The organism is Serratia sp. CY43202 (genome assembly GCF_052168755.1).
Lineage (GTDB): Bacteria > Pseudomonadota > Gammaproteobacteria > Enterobacterales > Enterobacteriaceae > Serratia > Serratia bockelmannii.
The window spans coordinates 113,585-135,551 of the sequence record NZ_JBJNMB010000009.1 but is presented as its reverse complement, the minus strand read 5'-3'; the positions used below and the strand labels follow the sequence as shown (position 1 = coordinate 135,551).

General features: G+C 60.9%; 17 protein-coding genes. 10 read left to right on the top strand and 7 right to left on the bottom strand.

Translation table 11 applies throughout. From position 1 onward, the window contains the following. Window positions 1-94: 94 nt before the first annotated feature. From der to ACJ8J5_RS19215, 3 genes are all read left to right on the top strand, one after another. Entirely contained in the window at window positions 95-1,585 is a 1,491-nt protein-coding gene (gene der / locus ACJ8J5_RS19225; RefSeq protein WP_004941442.1) for a ribosome biogenesis GTPase Der, read from the top strand. 99 nt (window positions 1,586-1,684) lie between these two features. Continuing rightward, on the top strand, window positions 1,685-2,641 hold the full coding sequence (locus ACJ8J5_RS19220; RefSeq protein WP_033648913.1) for an AEC family transporter: 957 nt from the start codon (window positions 1,685-1,687) through the stop codon (window positions 2,639-2,641). A 13-nt stretch (window positions 2,642-2,654) separates the two neighbouring features. Further along, window positions 2,655-2,876, top strand: a complete 222-nt coding sequence (locus ACJ8J5_RS19215) for a zinc ribbon domain-containing protein (protein WP_049296119.1) — start codon at window positions 2,655-2,657, stop codon at window positions 2,874-2,876. Between the two features lie 4 nt (window positions 2,877-2,880). Here the strand turns inward: ACJ8J5_RS19215 and ACJ8J5_RS19210 are convergent, their stop codons facing one another. From ACJ8J5_RS19210 to ACJ8J5_RS19200, 3 genes are all read right to left on the bottom strand, one after another. Continuing rightward, window positions 2,881-3,222: a protealysin inhibitor emfourin gene (locus ACJ8J5_RS19210; RefSeq protein WP_016929750.1), complete on the bottom strand. Its 342-nt coding sequence runs from the start codon at window positions 3,220-3,222 to the stop codon at window positions 2,881-2,883. Next, window positions 3,222-4,247: a M4 family metallopeptidase gene (locus ACJ8J5_RS19205; RefSeq protein ID WP_025303904.1), complete on the bottom strand. Its 1,026-nt coding sequence runs from the start codon at window positions 4,245-4,247 to the stop codon at window positions 3,222-3,224. Before ACJ8J5_RS19205 ends, ACJ8J5_RS19210 begins: the two co-directional genes overlap by 1 nt. A gap of 62 nt (window positions 4,248-4,309) precedes the next feature. After that, window positions 4,310-5,392: a LacI family DNA-binding transcriptional regulator gene (locus tag ACJ8J5_RS19200; RefSeq protein WP_334273995.1), complete on the bottom strand. Its 1,083-nt coding sequence runs from the start codon at window positions 5,390-5,392 to the stop codon at window positions 4,310-4,312. A gap of 359 nt (window positions 5,393-5,751) precedes the next feature. Here ACJ8J5_RS19200 and ACJ8J5_RS19195 point away from each other — a divergent pair, with 359 nt between their 5' ends. Both ACJ8J5_RS19195 and ACJ8J5_RS19190 read left to right on the top strand, forming a co-directional pair. Beyond that, window positions 5,752-7,062 carry an MFS transporter gene (locus tag ACJ8J5_RS19195; RefSeq protein ID WP_099816858.1) on the top strand — a complete coding sequence of 437 codons (1,311 nt, stop codon included), beginning with the start codon at window positions 5,752-5,754 and terminating at the stop codon, window positions 7,060-7,062. A gap of 11 nt (window positions 7,063-7,073) precedes the next feature. Further along, window positions 7,074-9,440, top strand: a complete 2,367-nt coding sequence (locus ACJ8J5_RS19190) for a glycoside hydrolase family 31 protein (protein ID WP_334273997.1) — start codon at window positions 7,074-7,076, stop codon at window positions 9,438-9,440. Window positions 9,441-9,445: 5 nt separating this feature from the next. On the opposite strand, the gene xseA is transcribed toward ACJ8J5_RS19190, so the two are convergent. Then, complete coding sequence (gene xseA / locus ACJ8J5_RS19185) at window positions 9,446-10,822, bottom strand: exodeoxyribonuclease VII large subunit (protein ID WP_043138416.1); 1,377 nt, start codon at window positions 10,820-10,822, stop codon at window positions 9,446-9,448. A gap of 170 nt (window positions 10,823-10,992) precedes the next feature. Between xseA and guaB the strand changes: the two genes are divergently transcribed. Continuing rightward, a complete protein-coding gene (guaB, locus tag ACJ8J5_RS19180) occupies window positions 10,993-12,456 on the top strand; it encodes an IMP dehydrogenase (RefSeq protein WP_038629838.1) in 1,464 nt (487 codons plus the stop codon). Window positions 12,457-12,558: 102 nt separating this feature from the next. Next, window positions 12,559-14,136, top strand: a complete 1,578-nt coding sequence (gene guaA, locus ACJ8J5_RS19175) for a glutamine-hydrolyzing GMP synthase (RefSeq protein WP_043138057.1) — start codon at window positions 12,559-12,561, stop codon at window positions 14,134-14,136. A 271-nt stretch (window positions 14,137-14,407) separates the two neighbouring features. Here the strand turns inward: guaA and ACJ8J5_RS19170 are convergent, their stop codons facing one another. After that, window positions 14,408-14,770: a winged helix-turn-helix transcriptional regulator gene (locus ACJ8J5_RS19170; RefSeq protein WP_141967233.1), complete on the bottom strand. Its 363-nt coding sequence runs from the start codon at window positions 14,768-14,770 to the stop codon at window positions 14,408-14,410. A 122-nt stretch (window positions 14,771-14,892) separates the two neighbouring features. Here ACJ8J5_RS19170 and ACJ8J5_RS19165 point away from each other — a divergent pair, with 122 nt between their 5' ends. Then, a complete protein-coding gene (locus ACJ8J5_RS19165) occupies window positions 14,893-15,726 on the top strand; it encodes an enoyl-CoA hydratase/isomerase family protein (RefSeq protein WP_060434370.1) in 834 nt (277 codons plus the stop codon). 14 nt (window positions 15,727-15,740) lie between these two features. On the opposite strand, the gene ACJ8J5_RS19160 is transcribed toward ACJ8J5_RS19165, so the two are convergent. Together ACJ8J5_RS19160 and ACJ8J5_RS19155 are read right to left on the bottom strand one after the other, a co-directional pair. Then, a complete protein-coding gene (locus ACJ8J5_RS19160) occupies window positions 15,741-17,522 on the bottom strand; it encodes a hybrid sensor histidine kinase/response regulator (RefSeq protein WP_192973975.1) in 1,782 nt (593 codons plus the stop codon). Next, entirely contained in the window at window positions 17,519-18,151 is a 633-nt protein-coding gene (locus ACJ8J5_RS19155) for a response regulator transcription factor (RefSeq protein WP_049204885.1), read from the bottom strand. The genes ACJ8J5_RS19160 and ACJ8J5_RS19155 overlap by 4 nt, the downstream gene beginning before the upstream one ends. A 175-nt stretch (window positions 18,152-18,326) precedes the next feature. On the opposite strand from ACJ8J5_RS19155, the gene ACJ8J5_RS19150 reads away from it, so the two are divergent. Next, window positions 18,327-18,641: a hypothetical protein gene (locus ACJ8J5_RS19150; RefSeq protein WP_025303891.1), complete on the top strand. Its 315-nt coding sequence runs from the start codon at window positions 18,327-18,329 to the stop codon at window positions 18,639-18,641. A 195-nt stretch (window positions 18,642-18,836) separates the two neighbouring features. Continuing rightward, entirely contained in the window at window positions 18,837-21,914 is a 3,078-nt protein-coding gene (locus ACJ8J5_RS19145) for an autotransporter outer membrane beta-barrel domain-containing protein (protein WP_334273998.1), read from the top strand. Window positions 21,915-21,967: the final 53 nt, after the last annotated feature.

The window sequence follows — 21,967 nt, the reverse complement described above, 5'->3', positions numbered from 1 at the left end:
TGTTCAGGGGCCGTTTCGTATTTTATAAGCTGCACCGCTGGTGTCTATCCACAGTGCAGTAACGCATTGATTATTAAGTAATGAGGCTTCAACAATGATACCTGTCGTCGCGCTGGTCGGGCGCCCGAATGTGGGTAAATCCACCTTGTTCAACCGTTTAACCCATACGCGTGATGCGCTGGTGGCGGATTTCCCGGGGCTGACGCGTGACCGCAAGTATGGTCGTGCTGAAATCGAAGGCAATGAATTCATCATCGTCGATACCGGCGGTATCGACGGCACCGAAGACGGCGTCGAAACGCGCATGGCCGGTCAGTCGCTGCTGGCGATCGAAGAAGCGGACATCGTGCTGTTCATGGTCGACGCCCGCGCCGGCCTGATGCCGGCGGATCAGGGCATCGCCCAGCACCTGCGCAGCCGCCAAAAGGCGACCTTCCTGGTGGCCAACAAGACCGACGGCCTGGACCCGGACACCGCCACCGCCGATTTCTACTCGCTCGGCCTGGGTGAAGTGTTCGCTATCGCCGCTTCTCACGGCCGTGGCGTGACCCAGCTGATTGAACACGTGCTGGTGCCGTTCGTGCCGGAAAAACCGGAAGACGTCGAGCTGACCGAGGAAGAGGCCAATGCCGCTTACTGGGCCGAGCAAAACGGTGAAACGCTGGAAGGCGAAGAAGACGAAGAGCCGGAAGAAGCGTTCAACCCGCAGGATCTGCCGATCAAACTGGCGATCGTCGGCCGCCCGAACGTCGGTAAGTCTACGCTGACTAACCGCATCCTCGGCGAGGAGCGCGTGGTGGTGTATGACATGCCGGGCACCACCCGCGACAGCATCTACATTCCGATGGTGCGCGACGAACGCGAATATGTGCTGATCGACACCGCCGGGGTGCGTAAACGCGGCAAGGTGACTGAAACCGTCGAGAAGTTCTCGGTGATCAAGACCCTGCAGGCGATTGAAGACGCCAACGTGGTGCTGCTGGTGATCGACGCGCGTGAAGGCATCTCCGATCAGGATCTCTCGCTGCTCGGCTTTATCCTCAACAGTGGGCGCTCACTGGTGATTGCGGTCAACAAGTGGGACGGCATGAGCGAAGAAGATCGCGAGCACGTGAAAGAGATGCTCGACCTGCGTCTGGGCTTCGTCGACTTCGCGCGCGTGCACTTTATTTCCGCCCTGCACGGCAGCGGTGTCGGCAACCTGTTCGAATCGGTACAGGAAGCGTACGAGTGCGCAACCCGCCGCGTAAACACCTCGATGCTGACCAAAATCATGCAGATGGCGGTTGACGATCACCAGCCGCCGTTGGTGCGCGGCCGCCGCGTGAAGCTGAAATATGCCCACGCCGGCGGTTATAACCCGCCGATCGTGGTGATCCACGGCAACCAGGTCAGCGATCTGGCCGATTCGTACAAGCGCTATCTGATGAACTACTTCCGCCGCTCGCTGAACGTGATGGGGACGCCGATCCGCATCCAGTTCAAAGAGGGTGACAACCCGTTCGCCGGCAAACGCAACCTGCTGACGCCGACCCAGATGCGTAAGCGCAAGCGCCTGATGAGCCACCTGAAAAAGAGCAAGTAATTGCTCATGAGGGGCGCGGCAGTAATGCCGCGCCCCTTTTTTATTGGCCCGAAATCGTTTTATTATCTGAAGATTACCTCGCCTGCCTGAAGGAACACCATGTCCTGGGAAACCTGGAGTTTTGCGTTTAACGTCACCGTGCCGAATCTGCTGATGATGCTGCTGGGGATCCTGCTGCGCCATTGGCGCCTGATGGATGACCGCTTTGTCGACGGCGCGACCCGCCTGGTGTTCAATCTGGCGCTGCCGTGCCTGCTGTTTTTCAGCATCGCCACCAACCACCCGCAGCTGCTCGGCAACCTGCCGCTGGTGCTGTTCGGCGCGGTCGGCACGCTGGCGACCTTCCTGCTCTTGGAGCTGGCGGCCAAGTGGCTGGTGAAAGAACCGCGTGAGCGCGGGGTGTTCGTGCAGGGCGGTTTCCGCGCCAATACCGCCATCGTCGGCCTGGCCTACGCCATGACCGCCTATGGCAGCGAAGGCATTGCGCTCGCCTCGCTGTACCTGACGGTGACGGTGATCCTGTTCAACATACTGTCGGTGATCACCCTCACGCGCAGCCTACAGGGTGGGCAGGGCAAGAAAATCAGCCACCTGTCGCTGCTGCGCAGCATCGTTACCAACCCGCTGATCATCGGCCTGGTGTGCGGGCTGCTGTATGCGCAAACCGGGCTGGGCATCCCGACCGTGATCCGCCAGACCGGCAGCTATATCTCCGCGCTGTCGCTGCCGCTGGCACTGCTGTGCACCGGCGCCAGCCTGGATTTTCGCGCCATGTTCCGCTCGTCCAACGTGGCGGCGCTGTCGTCGGCGGCCAAGCTGTTTCTGGTGCCGTGCCTGATGACGCTGGCCGGCTGGCTGTGCGGGTTTCAGGGTGCGGCGCTGGGCATTATCTTCCTGTTTTCCGCCACGCCGACCGCTTCGGGCAGCTATGTGATGACGCGCGCCATGGGCGGCAACGCCACGCTGGCGGCCAACATTATCGCTATCACCACCGTCGGGTCGTTCTTCACCACCGCGTTGGGGATCTATTTCTTGCGCTCATGGGGCGCGATTTAACCTGGGAGCCGTTATGGATGCGCATTGTCCGCACTGTCGTCAAACCATGAAGTGGGTAGCGGGTCATTACCATTGTGAAGCCTGCCTCTGCGATTATCGGCAGCTGGCGAGCTGCCCGGAGTGCGGGCAGCCGCTGCAAGAATTGAAAGCCTGCGGGGCGGTGGATTACCTGTGCCAGAACGGGCACGGGCTGATCTCCAAAAAACGGGTGAATTTCAGCTATCAGCCGCTGTAAGCCCTCACTCATCCACCTGGCCGGTTTTCCACAAATCCACCAGCGCCTGCGGCGCGCTGCTTTCCGGGATTAACAGCACGATCTCGGTGCTCAGGGTGGGGCTGGTGTAGTTGATCTGTACGCGGTAGTAGCGCTGGTCGCCGCAGCCGGGGGAGTTGGGTTGGCCCTCTTCCTGGGCGTACGGCAGTGTCTGATTCAGCAACTGATTCAGGCGCTGCCGTTGCTCCGGCGTGATATCGGCCAGCGCAATGCGGCGCTGGCCCGCCAGTTTGGGAATGTAGGCGAAGCCTCCCTCGCGCGCCAGCTCAATGACCGTATCCTGATTGAGCGTCGGCAGCGGTTTCATTACTCCACCCCCACCTGATGCCAGGCCTGTTGCACCTTGTCCGCCACGCTCTGGTCGAAACGCGCTAGCGCATGTTTCACCGTGGCGCGGGCGAAGGTGGCGAAGTCGGCGTTTTGCGGCAGCGCTTTGTCGCACACCGTGTCATACCAGACGTAGCCGGCTTTTTCCCAAGCGAAGCCGCCCAGCGCGGTTGCCGCCAGGTAGAACGCGCGGTTGGGAATGCCGGAGTTGAGGTGTACGCCGCCGTTGTCTTCCTTGGTCTGGATATAATCCTTCATGCTGGCGGGCTGCGGGTCTTTGCCCAGCAGCGGATCGTCGTAGGCGGTGCCGGGTGCCGACATCGAGCGCAGCCCTTTGCCTTTGATGCCCTTGGCGAGCAGCCCGGCGCCGATCAGCCAGTCGGCTTTATCGGCGGTTTGCTGCAGGTGGAACTGCTTGACCAACGAGCCGAATACGTCAGACAGCGACTCATTGAGCGCCCCGGACTGCTGGTAGTAGATCAGCCCGGCTTCGCTCTCGGTCACGCCGTGCGCCAGCTCGTGGCCGACCACGTCGATGGCGATGGTGAAACGGTTGAAGATCTCGCCGTCGCCGTCGCCGAACACCATCTGCTGGCCGTTCCAGAAGGCGTTTTGGTACTCCTTGCCGTAATGTACGCTGCCGACCAGCGGCAGCCCTTTATTATCCAGCGAATTGCGCCGGTAGGCCTGCCAGAAGAAATCGTAGGTGACGCCGAGATAGTCGTAGGCCTCGTCCACCGCCACGTCGTGGTTGCTGGGCTGCCCCTCCTTGCGCACCTGTTTGCCGGGCAGTTGGGTGCCGTTCTGGGCGTCGTAGATATCGCGGAGCGCTTCGCCGGCTCGGGCGTTTTTCTCGGTCGGTGAACGCAGCGGCTTGTTGCCGAGCAGGCTTTGCACGTGGTTCAGGGTGTGCAGCGCGCAGTCGCGCTGCGGGGCGTTACCGTGTTCAATAATGCGGCGCAGCATGTAGGGAGGAATGACGGAACGCATGCGCTGGGCTGGCATAGTGGCTCTCCTTAGGCAAAAATTTTACCTCATCGAATGAATGCACTGTGCCTAAGTGTAGCCTACTCGTCATAAAGCCTGTGGTTATGCGTGCTCACCGCCGGCGCGGTCTTGTGCGGGCTGATGCGCCGCACCGAGGCGCGTACCGCCAACCGGCCATGCAGCAGCAGGTTGCACGGCGGCGCGTCGGCGCGCAGCATGCGCCGCTGCAGCAGCTGGATCGCCTCGTAACCCAATTCGTCGCGCGGCACCTGCACCGAGGTCAGCGGCACATCGTGGATTTCCGCCAGGTTGAAGCCGTCGGTGCTCATCACCGAGACGTAGCCCGGCACGTTCAGCCCCCGCTTGTTGAGCGCCTTGACCGCCCCGACCGCCATGTAGTCGCCGCCGGCCAGGATCGCCGTCGGCAGCGGGGAGTGGCCGTGGAGGCCATCGAGATAGGTGGTCAGCGCCTGCTCGGCCTCTTCACTGCCGAAGCCGGAGGTGGTGACCAGATGGCTGCCATCGTCGAACGGCAGATGATGCCGGGCGTAGGCCTGCCGAATGCCCGCCAGCCGCAGCTCCATGGTGTGGCGGCGCAGACACTGCAGATTGAGGATATGGCTATGCCCCTGCTGAAATAGGTAGCTGGCGGAATAGTCGCCGATCAGCTGATGATCCGGCGAGACGCTGTCCAGCCGCATCTGCCGATCGCTGCAGTTGATCAGCACGCAGGGCTTGTGCAGATCGGCGGCCAGGGTGTGGATATGCTCGTCGTCGATGCCGATGATCAGCGCCGCTTCGGTGTGCGGGTCGCTCATCTTTTCCAGAAACAGCGCGCCGTCGCTGTGTTGCTCTTCCAGCCCGCAGTAGCGGATGCGCACCTCGTGCTCCATCAGCGCGGCGGCGATACCCTGAATGACCTTGTAGTAGAAGATGTCGGTGCGTACGTCGAACGCGCGCTGCGGCGCGAACACCATCACGTTGTTCAGCATCAGCCGGCCGCTGGAAATACCCTGCAGAATGCCGTTTTGCTGCGCACAGTCCAGCACCTTGCGGCGCGCCTCGGCGCTGGTGTTGGCCTTGCCCGCCAGCACGCGGGAAACGGTGCTGATCGACAACCCGGTTTGGCGAGCGATCTCCTGAATTTTCAGCTTTCCGTTCATTCTGTGATCTCCTTCAAATTCGTCCATGAGAATATTTTCACCGCGGATTTTCAGCGTCTTGACCGGCTTTCATGCCCATTATGACTATTTTTTCACCCACCTGTGAAAATCTTTGCAAAAAACCCCGTTTCGCTGCGCGCTCTCGCTGAGTAGTCTGCATTGGTACACCAATTTTAGCGACCTGTCAGTCCAATTTTAACGGTGTGCGAAAAAGAAAACAAAAAATAAATCATGGGGTTGTGATTGTCTTTCGGCCAATGATACGGCGCCGACCCGCTTTCACCGTCCCGTGTTTGATAGCACAACGTACCCTACCAAAACGCGCGTCGCCGTAGCCGGCGGCCGCGGGGAGAGAACCGATGAGTGTGGAGATCAATCAGGCGGTCGCGCAGAGCGGCCGGCGCAAGTTCAAATCGCTGCGCTGGTGGATGCTGGCGCTGTTCTTGCTGGGCGTCACGGTCAACTACATCACCCGCAACTCGCTGGGCATTTTGGCGCCGGAGCTGAAAACCAGCCTGAACATGAGCACCGAGCAATATGCCTGGGTGGTGGCGTCGTTCCAGCTGGCCTACACGGTGTTTCAGCCGATCTGCGGCTGGCTGATCGACGTTATCGGCCTGAAGATGGGCTTTCTGATCTGCGCCGGCATTTGGGCGGTGGTATGCATGTTGCACGCCGGCGCCGGCAGCTGGCTGCAACTGGCCATTCTGCGCTTCTTCATGGGAGGCGCGGAGGCGGCGGCCACCCCGGCCAACGCCAAGGCGATCTCCGATTGGTTCCCGAAGAAGGAGCGGCCGATCGCTGCCGGCTGGGCGGGCGTCGGTTTCTCCATCGGCGCCATGCTGGCCCCGCCGATCATCGTCATCGCTCACGTCTCCTTCGGCTGGCAAGGCGCCTTCCTGTTCTCCGGCGGGCTGGCGCTTATTTGGGTGGTGCTGTGGTGGCTGTTCTACCACTCGCCGCAGCAGCACCCGAACCTCAGCCAGCAAGAGTTGGATCTGATCCGCGAAGACAACGAGCCGGTACTGCCGAAGCTGCCGTTTCTCACCTCGCTGGCCAGCCTGTGCAAGAACAAGAAATTTTACGGCATCGCCATCCCGGCCTTTCTCGCCGAGCCGGCCTGGGCGGTCTTCAGCTTCTGGGTGCCGCTGTACCTGGCCACCGAACGCGGCATGGATCTGAAACAGATCGCGATGTTCGCCTGGCTGCCGTTCCTGGCGGCGGATATCGGCAGCGTCGCCAGCGGCTATCTCACCACCCTGTACCGCAAATGGTTCGGCTGCAGCCGCGTTAACTCGGTGGTCGCCAGCTCGGTGACCGGCGCTTTCCTGATGGTGTCGCTGGCGTTTGTCGCGATCACCCAAGATCCCTATGTGGCGATCGCGCTGATCTCGATCGGCGGGTTCGGCCATCAGGTGATCTCCTGCATGCTCAGCGCCCTGGTGGTGGAATCGTTCGATAAGAACCAAATGGCGACGGTCAACGGCATGCGCGGCTCCAGCGCCTGGATCGCCAGCTTCCTGTTCACGCTCCTGATCGGCGCGGTATCCGACACCCTCGGCTTCAACCCGCTGTTTATCGCGATGGGCTTCTTCGATTTGATCGGCGCCCTGTTCCTGATTGCCCTGATTGCGGAGCGCGGCGGTAAGAAAACTCCTTCACACAGCTAAGTGGAATATTTATGAAAACGTTGAAAAATTGGACGCTGGCGGCGCAGCATGCCGACCACGTCGAGTTGCTGGTCGATGAACGCCACCGTTTCTGCCTGTACGTGCTGGAAGACGGTCTGTTCCGCGTGTTGATCAAACGTGATGGCGGGCTGGCGCTGGATCGCACCTGGAGCATCGCGCCGCAGGAGGATGTGCCTTGGGAAGGGCGCGATCGGCTCAGCGTCGCCGGTTTCAGCCTGCCGGGCTATCAGCTGCGCCGGGAGGGCGATCGGCTGGTGGTCAGCACGCCGCTGCTGCGCGTGACGGTGCATCAGCCGCTGTGGCTGGCGTGGGAGTATTGCAATGCCGACGGCGAGTGGCGGCCGCTGGCGTCGGATCGGCCAACCAGCGCCTACCTGCTCAATGCGCACGGCGACGGCGTGGCGCATTACCAGCGGCGTTTCGCCGATGAGCGCTATTACGGCCTGGGGGAGAAGGCCGGCGATCTGGAACGCACCGGCCGCCGCTTTGAGATGCGCAATCTGGACGCCATGGGCTACAACGCCGCCAGCACCGATCCGCTGTACAAGCACATTCCGTTTACCATCACCCGTGGGCCGGAGGCGAGCTTTGGCCTGTTCTACGATAACCTGAGCAACTGCTGGCTGGATCTGGGCAACGAGATAGACAACTACCACGCGGCCTACCGCCGCTATCAGGCCGAAGCGGGCGATCTGGATTACTACCTGTTCCTCGGGCCGAAGGTTTTGGACGTCACCAAGGCCTTCGTGCGCCTGACCGGCCGCACCCACTTCGGGCCGAAGTGGAGCCAGGGCTACAGCGGTTCGACCATGCACTACACCGACGCGCCGGACGCCCAGCAGCAGCTGCAGCAGTTCATCGCGCTGTGCCGTCAACACGCCATACCCTGCGACTCTTTCCAGCTGTCGTCGGGCTACACCTCGATCAATAACAAGCGCTACGTGTTCAACTGGAACTACGACAAGGTGCCGCAGCCCAAGCTGCTCAGCCAGGCGTTTCACGACGCCGGCCTCAGGCTGGCGGCCAACATCAAGCCGTGCCTGCTGCAGGATCACCCGCAGTATCAGGCGGTGGCGGCGCAGGGGCTGTTTATCCGCGATTCGCAAAGCGACGCGCCGGAGCGCTCCAGCTTCTGGGACGACGAAGGATCGCACCTCGACTTCACTAACCCGGCGACGGTGCGCTGGTGGCAGCAGGGTGTCACGCAGCAGCTGCTGGAGATGGGCATCGATTCCACCTGGAATGACAACAACGAGTACGAAGTGTGGGATGGCGAAGCGCGCTGCCACGGCTTTGGGCGGCCGATCGCCATCAAGCATATCCGACCGGTGATGCCATTGCTGATGATGCGCGCCTCGATGGAGGCCCAGCAGCGCTTCGCGCCGCAGCGGCGGCCGTACCTGATCTCGCGCTCCGGCTGCGCCGGCATGCAGCGCTATGTGCAGACCTGGAGCGGCGACAACCGCACCAGTTGGCAGACGCTGCGCTACAACATCCGCATGGGGCTGGGCATGAGCCTGTCCGGGCTGTATAACCTCGGCCACGACGTCGGCGGCTTCTCCGGCGACAAACCGGACGCGGAGCTGCTGGTGCGCTGGGTGCAAAACGGCGTGATGCATCCGCGTTTCACTATCCACTCCTGGAACGACGACGCCACGGTCAACGAGCCCTGGATGTACCCGGCCGCCACCCCGGCGGTGCGCGAGGCGATCAATCTGCGTTATCGGCTGCTGCCGTATTTCTACACCCTGCTGTGGCAGGCCTGCGTTGACGACGAGCCGATGCTGCGCCCGACCTTCCTCGATCACGAACAGGATGCGCGCACCTTCGGCGAGAACGACGATTTTCTGATTGGCCGCGATCTGCTGGTGGCCAGCGTGGTGGAACCGGCGCAGCGCCGGCGTTCGGTGTATTTGCCGGACAACGGCGAAGGCTGGTACTGCTTCTACAGCGGCCAGTGGTTCGGCGGCGGCCAGACGGTGGCGCTGGCGGCGCCGCTGGAGCGCCTGCCGTTGCTGGTGCGTGCCGGGGCGGCGCTGCCGCTGTCGCAGCGGCTGGCGCATGTGGACGTGGCCGCCGACGATCGGCGCGAGCTGCGGCTGTTTCCGCTCAAGGGCTGCGGTGCAAGCAGTGGGTTGTTGTTTGAGGACGACGGTGAAAGCGACGGCTGGCGGCAGGGCGATGCGCTGTGGCTGCGCTGGGAAATGCGCTGCGACAATCAGCGCATTATGCTGGATATCACGACGGAAGGGCGTTTCCGCCCGGCTTGGCGCACGCTGGCGCTCAGCCTGCCGGAAGGTGAAACGCGCGCGCTGTGGGTGAACGGCGAACCGGGCGAGCGTTTTACGCTGGAGTAGGGGGGTTACTCGGTCGCGCGCTTCTTGCGCGGCTTTTTGGCGACGGTGATGGTTTTCACCTCGCTTTCCACCCAGCCGTCCTGCAGGCGGGTTTTCAGCAGTTCGCCGACCTGCGCCTGCTTGGTGGTTTTCAGCAGCTCACCGCGCGGGGTTTGCGTCACGCTGTAGCCGCGCGCCAGCGTCGCCAGCGGGCTGACGGTCTCCAACTGGCTGCAGGCCACGCCGAAGCGCTGGCGGTAGGCGTTGAGCTGGCGCTCCATCGCCTGCTGCAGACGGTATTCCTGCTGCTGCACGCGTTGTTGGTAGCGGTGAATACGGCCCTGCGGCTGCACCTGCGCCAGCCGCTGCTGGGCGCGTTCGCTGCGGCGGGCGGCCAGGCGCAGCTGTTGCTGCATGCCGTCTTCCATCCGGCGCTGCAGCTTGAACAGCAGCGTCTGCTGGCGCGCCAGGCGCAGATGCGGATGCTGCTGCTGTAAACGGTGGTGAATGCGGGTGAACTGCTGCTGGCGCTGCGCCAGGTAGTAATCCATCGCCATCTCCAGCCGCTGCTGCTGCGACTGCAGCTGGCGCAACAGCTCAAGCTGATTGCGGCTGACCAGTTCGGCGGCGGCGGAAGGGGTCGGCGCGCGCAGATCGGCGACGAAGTCGGCGATGGTGACGTCGGTTTCATGGCCGACGGCGCTGACGATCGGAATGCGGCTGGCGAAGATCGCCCGCGCCACGCGTTCGTCGTTGAAGCTCCACAGATCTTCCAGCGAACCGCCGCCGCGGCCGACGATCAGCACGTCGCATTCATCGCGGCGGTTGGCGGTCTCGATGGCGCGCACGATCTGCATCGGCGCTTCCGCGCCCTGCACCGAGGTGGGGTAGATGACGATCGGCAGCGATGGATCGCGCCGCTGCAACACCTGCAGGATATCGTGCAGCGCCGCGCCGCTGGCGGAGGTGATCACCCCGACGCGTTTGGCCGGGGCGGGCAGCGGCTGCTTGAACTGCTGATCGAACAGCCCTTCGGCGCTCAGGCGCTGTTTCAGCTGCTCGAACTGTTGCTGCAGCAGGCCGTCGCCGGCGGGCTGCATGCTCTCGGCGATCAGCTGGTAGTCGCCGCGCGGTTCATACAGCGTGATGCTGGCGCGCACCAAGACCTGCTGGCCGTTTTGCGGCCGGAAGGTGACGCGGCGATTGCTGTTGCGGAACATCGCGCAGCGTACCTGGGCGCGGTCGTCTTTCAGGGTGAAATACCAGTGGCCGGAGGCGGGCTGGGAGAGGTTGGAGATCTCGGCGGAGAGCCAAATCTGCCCCATTTCCATTTCCAGCAGTTGGCGAACCGTCTGATTCAGGCGGCTTACGGTAAAAATGGAAGGCGAAACAGGTAGCGACATGTGACCCAGATCAAATTTCAAAACAATCACTTAATTGGTCGATACTACATGGCTGAAAAAGGTAATCAAGACTTTTTGTAAGAAAGTGCTGGAGGCAACCGATTCCGCTCTGTATAATGCCGCGGCAATATTTTATCTTTTTCACAGCCCACCCTGGTGAGATATTGCCCATGCTACGTATCGCTAAAGAAGCTCTGACGTTTGACGACGTCCTCCTGGTTCCAGCCCACTCCACGGTTCTGCCTAACACCGCAGAGCTCGGCACTCAACTGACCAAAACCATCCGCCTGAACATCCCTATGCTGTCCGCAGCCATGGATACCGTGACCGAATCCGGCCTGGCCATCGCGCTGGCGCAGGAAGGCGGCCTGGGCTTCATCCACAAAAACATGTCCATCGAGCGCCAGGCTGAAGAAGTCAGCCGCGTGAAGAAGCATGAAAGCGGCGTAGTTACCGACCCGCAGACCGTTACCCCGTCCACCACGCTGCAGGAAGTGAAAGAGCTGACCGCGCGCAACGGCTTCGCCGGTTACCCGGTCGTTACCGAAGACAACGAGCTGGTCGGCATCATCACCGGCCGTGACGTGCGCTTCGTGACCGATCTGTCTCAGCCGGTGACTGCGGTGATGACGCCGAAAGATCGCCTGGTCACCGTGAAAGAAGGTGAAGCGCGTGACGTGGTGCTGCAGAAGATGCACGAAAAGCGCGTAGAAAAAGCGCTGGTGGTGGACGACAGCTTCCACCTGCTGGGCATGATCACCGTTAAAGACTTCCAGAAAGCGGAACGTAAGCCGAACGCCTGTAAAGACGAGCACGGCCGTCTGCGCGTGGGCGCGGCGGTCGGCGCCGGCGCCGGCAACGAAGAGCGCGTTGACGCGCTGGTGGCGGCAGGCGTTGACGTCCTGCTGATCGACTCCTCGCATGGCCACTCCGAAGGCGTGTTGCAGCGCATCCGCGAAACTCGCGCCAAATACCCGGATCTGCAGATCGTCGGCGGCAACGTCGCGACCGCAGCGGGCGCCAAAGCGCTGGCTGAAGCCGGCGTGAGCGCGGTGAAAGTGGGTATCGGCCCTGGCTCCATCTGCACCACCCGCATCGTGACCGGCGTGGGCGTACCGCAGATCACCGCCATCGCCGACGCGGTGGAAGCGCTGGAAGGCACCGGCATTCCGGTTATCGCCGACGGCGGCATCCGCTTCTCCGGCGACATCGCCAAAGCGATCGCCGCGGGCGCATCCTGCGTGATGGTCGGCTCTATGCTGGCGGGCACCGAAGAATCCCCGGGCGAAATCGAGCTGTATCAGGGCCGTTCGTTCAAATCTTACCGCGGCATGGGCTCGCTGGGCGCGATGTCCAAAGGTTCTTCCGACCGTTACTTCCAGACCGATAACGCCGCCGACAAACTGGTGCCGGAAGGTATCGAAGGCCGCGTCGCCTATAAAGGCATGCTGAAAGCCATCGTGCACCAGCAGATGGGCGGCCTGCGCTCCTGCATGGGCCTGACCGGCTGCGCCACCATCGACGATCTGCGCACCAAGGCGGAGTTCGTGCGCATCAGTGGCGCCGGCATTCAGGAAAGCCACGTGCACGACGTGACCATCACCAAAGAGTCGCCGAACTACCGCATGGGCTGATGCCTTAACCTCTCCTGAGTGAGAGGCCGGGGTGGGGCGCCAAGCCCCATCCCGAAACACACATTTTCGCTCTTTTTCTCTTGTTGCTGGAATTCGCCTCACATGACACAAAATATCCATAAGCATCGCATCCTGATACTGGACTTCGGTTCGCAATACACTCAACTGGTCGCCCGCCGCGTGCGCGAAATCGGCGTTTACTGCGAACTGTGGGCCTGGGACGTTAGCGAAGCGCAGATCCGCGAATTCAACCCAAGCGGCATCATCCTGTCCGGCGGCCCGGAAAGCACCACCGAAGCCGGCAGCCCGCGCGCCCCTGACTACGTGTTCAACGCCGGCGTGCCGGTGCTGGGCGTGTGCTACGGCATGCAGACCATGGCGATGCAGCTGGGTGGCCATGTGCAGGGTTCCAACGAACGCGAGTTCGGCTACGCGCAGGTGGAAATCGTCAAAGAGAGCGCGCTGCTGCGCGACATCGAAGACGCCATCAGCCCGGCCGGCAAACCGCTGCTGGACGTGTGGATGAGCCACGGCGACAAAGTGACCGCAATCCCGTCCGACTTCGTGACCATCGCCAGCACCGATACCTGCCCGTTCGCTATTATGGCCAACGAAGAAAAACGCTTCTACGGCGTGCAGTTCCACCCGGAAGTGACCCACACCCGCCAGGGCCAGCGCATGCTGGAGCGCTTCGTACTGGACATCTGCCAGTGTGAAGCCCTGTGGACCCCGGCCACCATCATTGAAGATGCGGTCGAGCGCATCCGCGAGCAGGTGGGTGAAGACCACGTGATCCTCGGCCTGTCCGGCGGCGTCGACTCCTCCGTGACCGCGATGCTGCTGCACCGGGCCATCGGCAAACGCCTGACCTGCGTGTTCGTCGACAACGGCCTGCTGCGCCTGAACGAAGCCAAGCAGGTGATGGAAATGTTCGGCGACCACTTCGGCCTGAACATCGTGCACGTTGAGGCGGAAAACCGCTTCCTGACCGCACTGGCGGGCGTGGACGAGCCGGAAGCCAAGCGTAAAATCATCGGCCGTGTGTTCGTTGAAGTGTTCGACGAAGAAGCCTGCAAGCAAGAGCAGGTGAAATGGCTGGCACAGGGCACCATCTACCCGGACGTGATCGAATCCGCCGCTTCCGCCACCGGCAAAGCGCACGTGATCAAATCGCACCACAACGTGGGCGGCCTGCCGAAAGAGATGAAGCTGGGCCTGGTCGAGCCGCTGAAAGAGCTGTTCAAAGACGAAGTGCGCAAGATCGGCCTGGAGCTGGGCCTGCCGTACGACATGCTGTTCCGTCACCCGTTCCCGGGCCCGGGTCTGGGCGTGCGCGTGCTGGGCGAAGTGAAGAAAGAGTACTGCGATCTGCTGCGCCGCGCCGATGCCATCTTCATCGAAGAGCTGCACAAAGCCGACCTGTACAACAAAGTCAGCCAGGCGTTCACCGTGTTCCTGCCGGTGCGTTCGGTCGGCGTGATGGGCGACGGCCGCAAATACGACTGGGTGGTCTCCCTGCGTGCGGTAGAAACCATCGACTTCATGACCGCGCACTGGGCGCACCTGCCGTATGACTTCCTCGGCCGCGTCTCCAACCGCATCATCAACGAAGTGGACGGCATCTCCCGCGTGGTGTACGACATCAGCGGCAAGCCGCCGGCGACGATTGAGTGGGAATGATTTAACACTTCCCGCAGCCTGTTCGTAAACAAGCCTAAGTGACTAAAACCCTCTGTTTTTACAGAGGGTTTTTCTTTATATGGCCAAACATTTTCTGCCTGATGCCAGCCATAAGTAAAGCCGAACATCGTTTGTGGTCTAAATATGGCCTATATTCAGACCTTGGTATGATTGATAGCGCCTGGGGCATGAAGAAAGTAGAGACCATCGGTTACGTTAAAAAGAACGCGGCCATGCTCGATCTCTCTGAACCTATCTATGGGGGATCGCATCACTCGCCCTGCTCATCATACTTACGTTGGCACTCCTGAATCGCCTCGATATTCCCTAACGTCCAGTCGAACAGTATCGAGAACGGCCCCTGCAGGGATTTGCCAAGCGGCGTCAGCGAATACTCGACGCCAAGCACCCGCCCGTCCAACACTTTGCGATGCACCATGCCGTTGCGTTCCAGCTTGCGCAGGGTCTGGGTCAGCACGCGTTGTGTGACGCCATCCAAACGGCGCTTGATGGCGTTGAAGCGCTGCGGTTCACGCAGCACTTCCAGCACCATCATGGACCATTTATCGGCAATCTGATCGAGGACGATGCGGCTTGGGCAGTCGGCGCGGTAAACAAGGTCGGTCTTATCCATCGGTATCCTCCTGCATCCCTGGGATGCTTAAGGTGCGTAATTGACGCCAGGTATGCAAAGTATACCATTCGACACACGGCGTGAAAAACCCGCACTTGTACCCCAGGTAAAAGGACATTGAGATGACAGATACAGATTTCAGCAAGCTCAGGCTGTCTCATGCGCACGGCGTGATGACGATCGCTATCGATAACCCACCGGTAAACGTGCTTGATGTGGCGCTGATGTCGGAAATCAGCCGTTTATTGCTGGCGGTGCGTGACGATCCGGATACGCGGGTGTTGGTGTTCCAGAGCGCGAACCCAGCGTTCTTTATTGCTCACGTCGACATGACCTTGATCGATGAGCCGCACGCTTTCGACGAACTGGCGAGCAACGCGCCGGAGGGGCTAAATCCGTTCCAGGCGTTTGGCGAGCTGCTGCGTAGCCAGCCGCAGGTCACTCTCGTTAAGCTGGCCGGGCTGGCGCGCGGCGGTGGCGCCGAGTTTGTGGCGGCGGCCGATATGGCTTTCGCGGCACGGGAAGCGGCGGGGCTGGCCCAGTGCGAGGCCTTGATGGGCATTACGCCCGGCGGCGGTGCGACGCAGTATCTGACGAGCCGAATGACGCGCGGCCGCGCTCTGGAAGTGATCCTGGGCGCCGATCTCATCGATGCCGCTACCGCAGAACGCTACGGCTGGATTAACCGCGCCTTGCCTGCCGCCGAGCTGGATGATTTCGTCGAGCAGTTAGCGCGCAATATCGCGGCATTGCCTGCGGGGGTGATTGCGGCGGCCAAACAGGCGATGCCTGCACCGGATCTGCAGGCCGGTTTTTATCGCGAGCACGACGCCTGGGCGGGATTGTTCGCACGCCCGGCCGCGGAGCGGTTGATCCGCGGTGGGCTGAAAGCCGGTGCGCAAACCCCGGAGGGGGAGCGCAACCTTGAAGGCCTGCTGCGGCATCTTGCCCGCTAAGGCACCGCCTCGCGCTAGCCCGCCCCCCACTGCGTCAGCAGCGCATGCAGCCTGGCCGGCTCCAGCGGCTTGCGCAGCACCAGATAGCCTTCCTGCTCGGCCTCTTGCAATATCTGTGAGTTGAACTCGCCGCTGACCATCGCGCCGCTCACGTCCGGCAGGCGTTCGAACAGCGCTTTCAGGATGTCGAAACCGCTCTCGCCGGAGCGCAGGCGCTGGTCGCACAGCACGGCGAACGGCGTAAAACCGTCCTCGACAATGGCGAAGGCTTCCTCGGCGGAGGCCGCGCAGCGCACGGTGATGCCCCAGGTGCTCATCAGGCTCTCCCAGGCGGAGGTCACCAAGGGATCGTCGTCCACCACCAGGCAGGCGCCGCGCAGCGGCGCATAGCGGATAGGCGTGGCGGTGTTGTCGTAGGCGGCCGCGGTGTCCGGCGCTTTGTCTTCGCCGCTGTATTGCGTGAAGCGCATCCAGAAGCGCGAACCTTTGCCTTCGACGGAGTGCATGCCGTACTTCACCTTCATCAGCTTGGCGCAGCGCGCCACCACCGCCAGCCCCAGCCCGTGGCCGGCGCTGTCGATTTTCCACGCCAGTTCAGGGCGGTAGTAAGGGGAGAAGATTTTGCTTTTCTCTTCGTCGGCGATGCCCACGCCGGTGTCCCACACTTCCACCAGGCACTCGGGGCCGCGTGGGCGGATGGCGATCAACACGCCGCCCTGTTGCGTATAGCGCAGGGCGTTTTGGATCAGGTTGATCAGCGATTGCCGCACCAGCAGCGGATCGCCCATCACGCTGATACGCCGTCTAGGCCGCCAGGTGCGCAGCGCCAGGGCGCGGCTGTTGGCCTCTTCGCGGAACAGGGTGACCACCGAGTCGAGCAGGGCGCCGATATCCACATGGGTGGCGGCGGTACGCACGTTGCCGGATTCGATCTTGCTGAGATCGAGCAACGAATTGAACATCAAATGCACCGAACGCACGCTCTGCTGCAGATCCAGCAGTTGCGGCGTCAGGCTGTCGTCCCGGTTTTTGTGGATGATGGCTTCGATCAGAAAACCCATGGCGTGCACCGGCTGGCGCAGATCGTGGCTGGCGGTGGTCAGGAACTGGTTCTTGTCCAGCAGCGCCTGTTCCGCCTCTTCTTTAGCCTGGCGGAACTGCTCCGCCAGGCGCGAGCTTTGTTCTTCGAGCAGCGCCTGCTGGATAAAGAACGCATGCGAGGTTAATGCGTGGCGGTAAATGGCGAAGCCGTACAGCAAGTTCAGCATCAGTACGATGAACATCACGTCTTCCAGCCGCCAGATGATGCCGAGGTTCAGCAGCCCCCAGGAGGCGAAGAAAAAGCGGGTAAAGGTGCTGATGACGGGCGTCAGGTGCGTTGCGTTGGCGGCGACGATCGCAGCGATGCTGATATTGAGCAGCAGGAAAAAGTCAAAGTTATGGGTCTGCGGCGTAATTAAATAGAGTGATGAGATCCCCAACCCGTGAATAAACGCCACCTTATTAATGCGCGGCAGCCAGCGGCGCAGCACGGTGTCTTCATCATTTTCTTTGGCCTCATGCAGATAGCGACGATGTCCTATTCGGATCGCCACGGCGCATAGCAGGTAAACGATGATCCAGGTAATGGTTGGGCCGAGTTCATCACCCAGCAAATAAATCCAGATGGCGAACGGAATGCCGACGAAGGGCACGGCGGTGAAGCTGAACACCAGCCGCATGAAGGTGTTGTCCAGCAGGCGGATCTGCGCGCGTGGAGAGATGCCATCATTTTGTAAATGCTGGAAAAACCTCATGACGACGGATCCCGTTTGCCGTGCAACAGCGTGATAGCTTCCACCCGGCTGTTGACGCCGATCTTTTTCAAGATATTGCTGATATGCTCTTTGACGGTGGGTTCTGAAATAGACAGTTGCGTCGCAATTCTTTTATTTGGCAGGCCGCGCAGCATCATAGTTAATACGTCTAATTGCCTCGGCGTTAAATTGAATTTATTTAAATGGTCATGGTTGTTTTTAATGGCGGCTTCATTGCCTTCCGGGAACCATTCCTGATTGTTATTCAGCGCAAAAACCGCCCTGGCGAATAATTCTGGCGGTTCATTTTTTAACACGAACCCATGCCCGCCGGCATTGTGCACTTTCTGCCAGATATCGTTATTCTCGTCGCCGCTGACCACCAAAATCCGCACCTGCGGATAACGTTGTTTTACTTCTTTGAGTAATTTCAACGCCGTACCGGAAGAGAGCCAAAAATCAATCACCAGTAAACGCGGTGGGCCATTTTCCCTAATATGGCGGTAGCAATTCTCTTCATTGGTCACCACATGCGCCTGTTTGAATCGGCAATGCGTGCTGAGAAAATTGGCGATGCCGCTTGCTACCAATGGATGGTCATCAACGACCAACGCATAATCCTGCCCCAAAGGATTCTCCTTTCGCCTTCAAATATCAGATAGGTCTGATGAATTATTATCAACCCTCCCTACTTTAGGAGGGTTTTTTCGTTTAGGAAAGGGAAATATATTATTCGAGGATTTGGATAAGAGAAAACATAAAGCTAATCGGTAATTTTAACTGATTGGTTATAAAGGATAATTTATGAAGAAACCACTTATCGCTTTAACCGTTACGATGATGATAGCCGGTTGTTCCACCCTGAAAACCGATCAGGCCATTCCATTACTGCAGGCGGAAACCGCCAAAATGCTGGGCCTGGGCTCATCGGACGAAATTACCGTGACCAACGTCAATGGCGCACAGCCAGATGCGCTGGGCGGCCAAAAACTTTCTTATCGCGCCACCACGGAAAAAGGCCGTATTTTTGATTGCTCATCGCTGATGATGCCGGGAATTTTAGGTTCGTCGCCGTCGCTGAGCGCGCCGACCTGTACGCCGGTGGTCACGCATAAATAATTCGCTTCGGGGGCGGTATTGCCGCTTCCTGGTTTTCCATCGTCGGAGCGTCAGCGCCGGGGGGCAATAAGCTTTTGCTTCGACGATCACTAAACCGGCGTGCGCGAAATAACGCCTCACACCTCCTCTAGTGTATTGAGTTTTCCTATAACAATAAATTTCGCGACATCACGCTAACGAGTACGGAGATAGCCCGTGAATGACAAGACATCGCACCCTTTAGCGGTTAGTACACCGCTTTCCAAACTTTACCTCGCTCTATTTTCTGCGCCGCTGTTGATGCTGGCGCCCGCCGATATCGCTCGCGCAGACGATGCCATTTTTGACGGCGACTCAAAAATTACCGAATCATTGGCCTACACCGGGGACGTTTACGTCGGCCGCAATCAAAGCGGCAATCTGCTGATCGAGAATGGCAAGATCAGCGCCTATAACATCAATATTGGCCGGATGTTCAACGGCCAAATTCATGACAGCGTAGTCACGGTCCGCGGGCCGAACGCCGAGCTGAACGCGGTGAACGATCAGTTCGTGCTGCGTGGCGGCCTGAATCTGGGGCGGGGCACCTTGCGGGTTGAAGACGGTGCGCTGGCCAGCGCGAAAGAGATCGTGGTCGGCACCACCCGTGGCTATGACAGCCACCTTATCGCCACCGGCGCCGGTTCTCGCGTCACCAGCAATTTTCTCAGCGTCGGCACCGATTTAGGGGCACGATCCACGCTGGCGATTGAAGACGGCGCGGTGCTGAATACCGCCTTTGACGCACGCATCGGCAATGGCAGCGGGCCGGGCGAGAGCGATATGCTGAGCCCGAAAGCCACGGTCACGGGGGCTAATTCCCAATGGAACGTCGGCCGTGCGCTCACGCTTTACGGCGATCTGGACGTGCTGAACGGCGGCGTGGTCAACGTCGGTAATATTCAGGTGGCGGGCGTCTCCGGCGCGCGTAAAACCGCCGAGCTGACGATCGCCGGCAGCGGCTCACGGTTTACCAGCGGCAGCAGCGTCAACGTCGGCGATTACGGCAATGGCGTGTTGGCGGTCATGGACGGCGGGACATTCTCCGCCGGCGGCAACGAAGTGGTGCTGGGCAAGACCGGTTCCGGTTCTAACCGCGGCGCGCTGATTATCGGCAGCCGCGGCAACATGGATACCGGCACCGGGTTGACCGAGCCGACGCTCGGCGCGGCGGGCGCTGCTGGCACTATCGATGCCCAGACGGCGATCGCCCTGCGGGGCGGATTGTTCCGCAGCTATGTGTACTTTAACCATACCGACGGTAATTACGTCTTCAGCAACAAGATGAGCGGCGAAGGCGAGGTGATCAACACCGCCGGGCACACGACGCTGAACGGCGATCTCACTGGCCTGCAGGCAAACGTCACCGCGCGCGGCGGTAAGCTCATCATCGCCAGCGACATCAATACCCAGAAAGAAGACGACATTTTCGAGATCCAAACCCTCAGCGCCGAAAACGGCGGCACGCTGATCCTCAATGCGACGGCGGGTTCCGACGTCAATAACGGGCAGGGCTACAGCAGCGCCGCGTCGATCAAGGCCGGCGGCACGCTGGGCGGCAACGGCACGCTGGGCCAGACCGAGATCCTGTCCGGCGGCCATATCTCGCCCGGCGACGGCAATATCGGCACGCTGACGCTGAAACGCTACCTGAACTTTATCGGCGAATCCTTCTATGACGTCGATATCGCCGGCGACGGCCGCAGCGACCAACTGCTGGTGGCGGGCAAAACCACCATCAGCGATCGGGCCAAGGTGCAGGTGACGGCGCTGGATCCGCAAACCAGCTATAAAACTGGCCAAAGCTACCGCATTCTGACCTCGGACGGCGGCATTGACGGCCAGTTCGCGTCGGCGGTTTCCAAGTCCGCCTTCCTCGATGTGGCGTTGAACCACAGCGCCAACGCCGTGGATCTGACCATCGCGCAGAAAGACACGGGCGGTGAAAACCCTGGCGGCGAGAACCCGGGTGGGGAAAACCCAGGCGGTGAGAATCCAGGCGGTGAGAATCCAGGGGGCGAGAATCCGGGCGGGGAAAACCCAGGGGGCGAGAATCCAGGGGGCGAGAATCCGGGCGGAGAAAACCCAGGCGGTGAAAATCCGGGGGGCGAGAATCCAGGCAGCGGCAAACCGGGCATTTTCCAAACGGTGGCCGAGAGCGGCAACCAGTGGAATACCGCTGGCGCGCTCTCGACGCTGGCGCAGAGCGGCCCTTCGCTGGCGCTGTATAACTCGCTGCTGCTGCTGAGCGCGCCGGAAGCGCGCGAGGCGTTCAATCAGCTGTCCGGTGAAGTCTATCCGTCGATGCAGTCTAACCTGATCGCCGGCAGCACCCAGCTGTTCAACGTGCTGAACCAGCGCATGCTGCGCCTGTTCGACAATGACAGCCTGCCGATACCGCCGTTGGCGATGTCGCTGGTGCAACCGGCGCAGGCGCAAAACAGCGGCGTTTGGGGGCAAACCTTCAGTTCCTGGGGCAAAAACAGCGGCAACGGCAACGTGGGCAAGCTGGATGGCAACACCACCGGCTTCCTGTTGGGGGCGGATCGCAAGCTGGCGGACCATAACGTGCGCATCGGCGGCTACTTTGGTTACAGCCGCGGCGACTACGACGTCGACAGCCGCCGTTCCAAGGCCGATACCGACAACTACCACCTCGGCCTGTATGCGGCGGGGCAGCAGGATGCGTTCTCGCTGCGCGGCGCGCTGGGTTACACCTGGCATAAGATTGAAGGCAAGCGCAACGTCGATTTCAGCGGCTTCTCGGATCGGCTGAAGTCGGATTATGACGCGAACTCGCTGCTGGCGTTCACCGAAGCGGGTTACCGTTTCGGCCAGCCGGAGATGAACGTCGAACCGTTCATCAACCTGAGCTACATCCGCCTGCATACCGACAGCTTCCAGGAGTCGGGTGGCGCGGCGGCGCTGAGCGTGCGCAATGAAACGATGAACACCTTCTACTCTACGCTCGGGGTGCGCGGCGTGACCGAACTGCCGAAGAACGTCAGCCTTTACGGCTCACTCGGCTGGCAGCACGCCTACGGCGATAAGAACACTTCATCGCGCATGGCGTTTGCTGGCAGCGACGCGTTCGTCACGCAGGGCCAGGCCGTGGATGACAACGTGATGGTGGGCGATATCGGTGTGAGCGTGAAACTGTCGCACGCCGCGACACTGGATGTCGGCTATCAGGGGCAATTTGGCGCCGATACTCGCGTTAATTCGGTCAACGCCAACCTGCGCTGGTCGTTCTGATTTTTCCTCTAGACTTCTCTGGTACTTGCAGGCCCGCTTGATGCGGGCCTTTT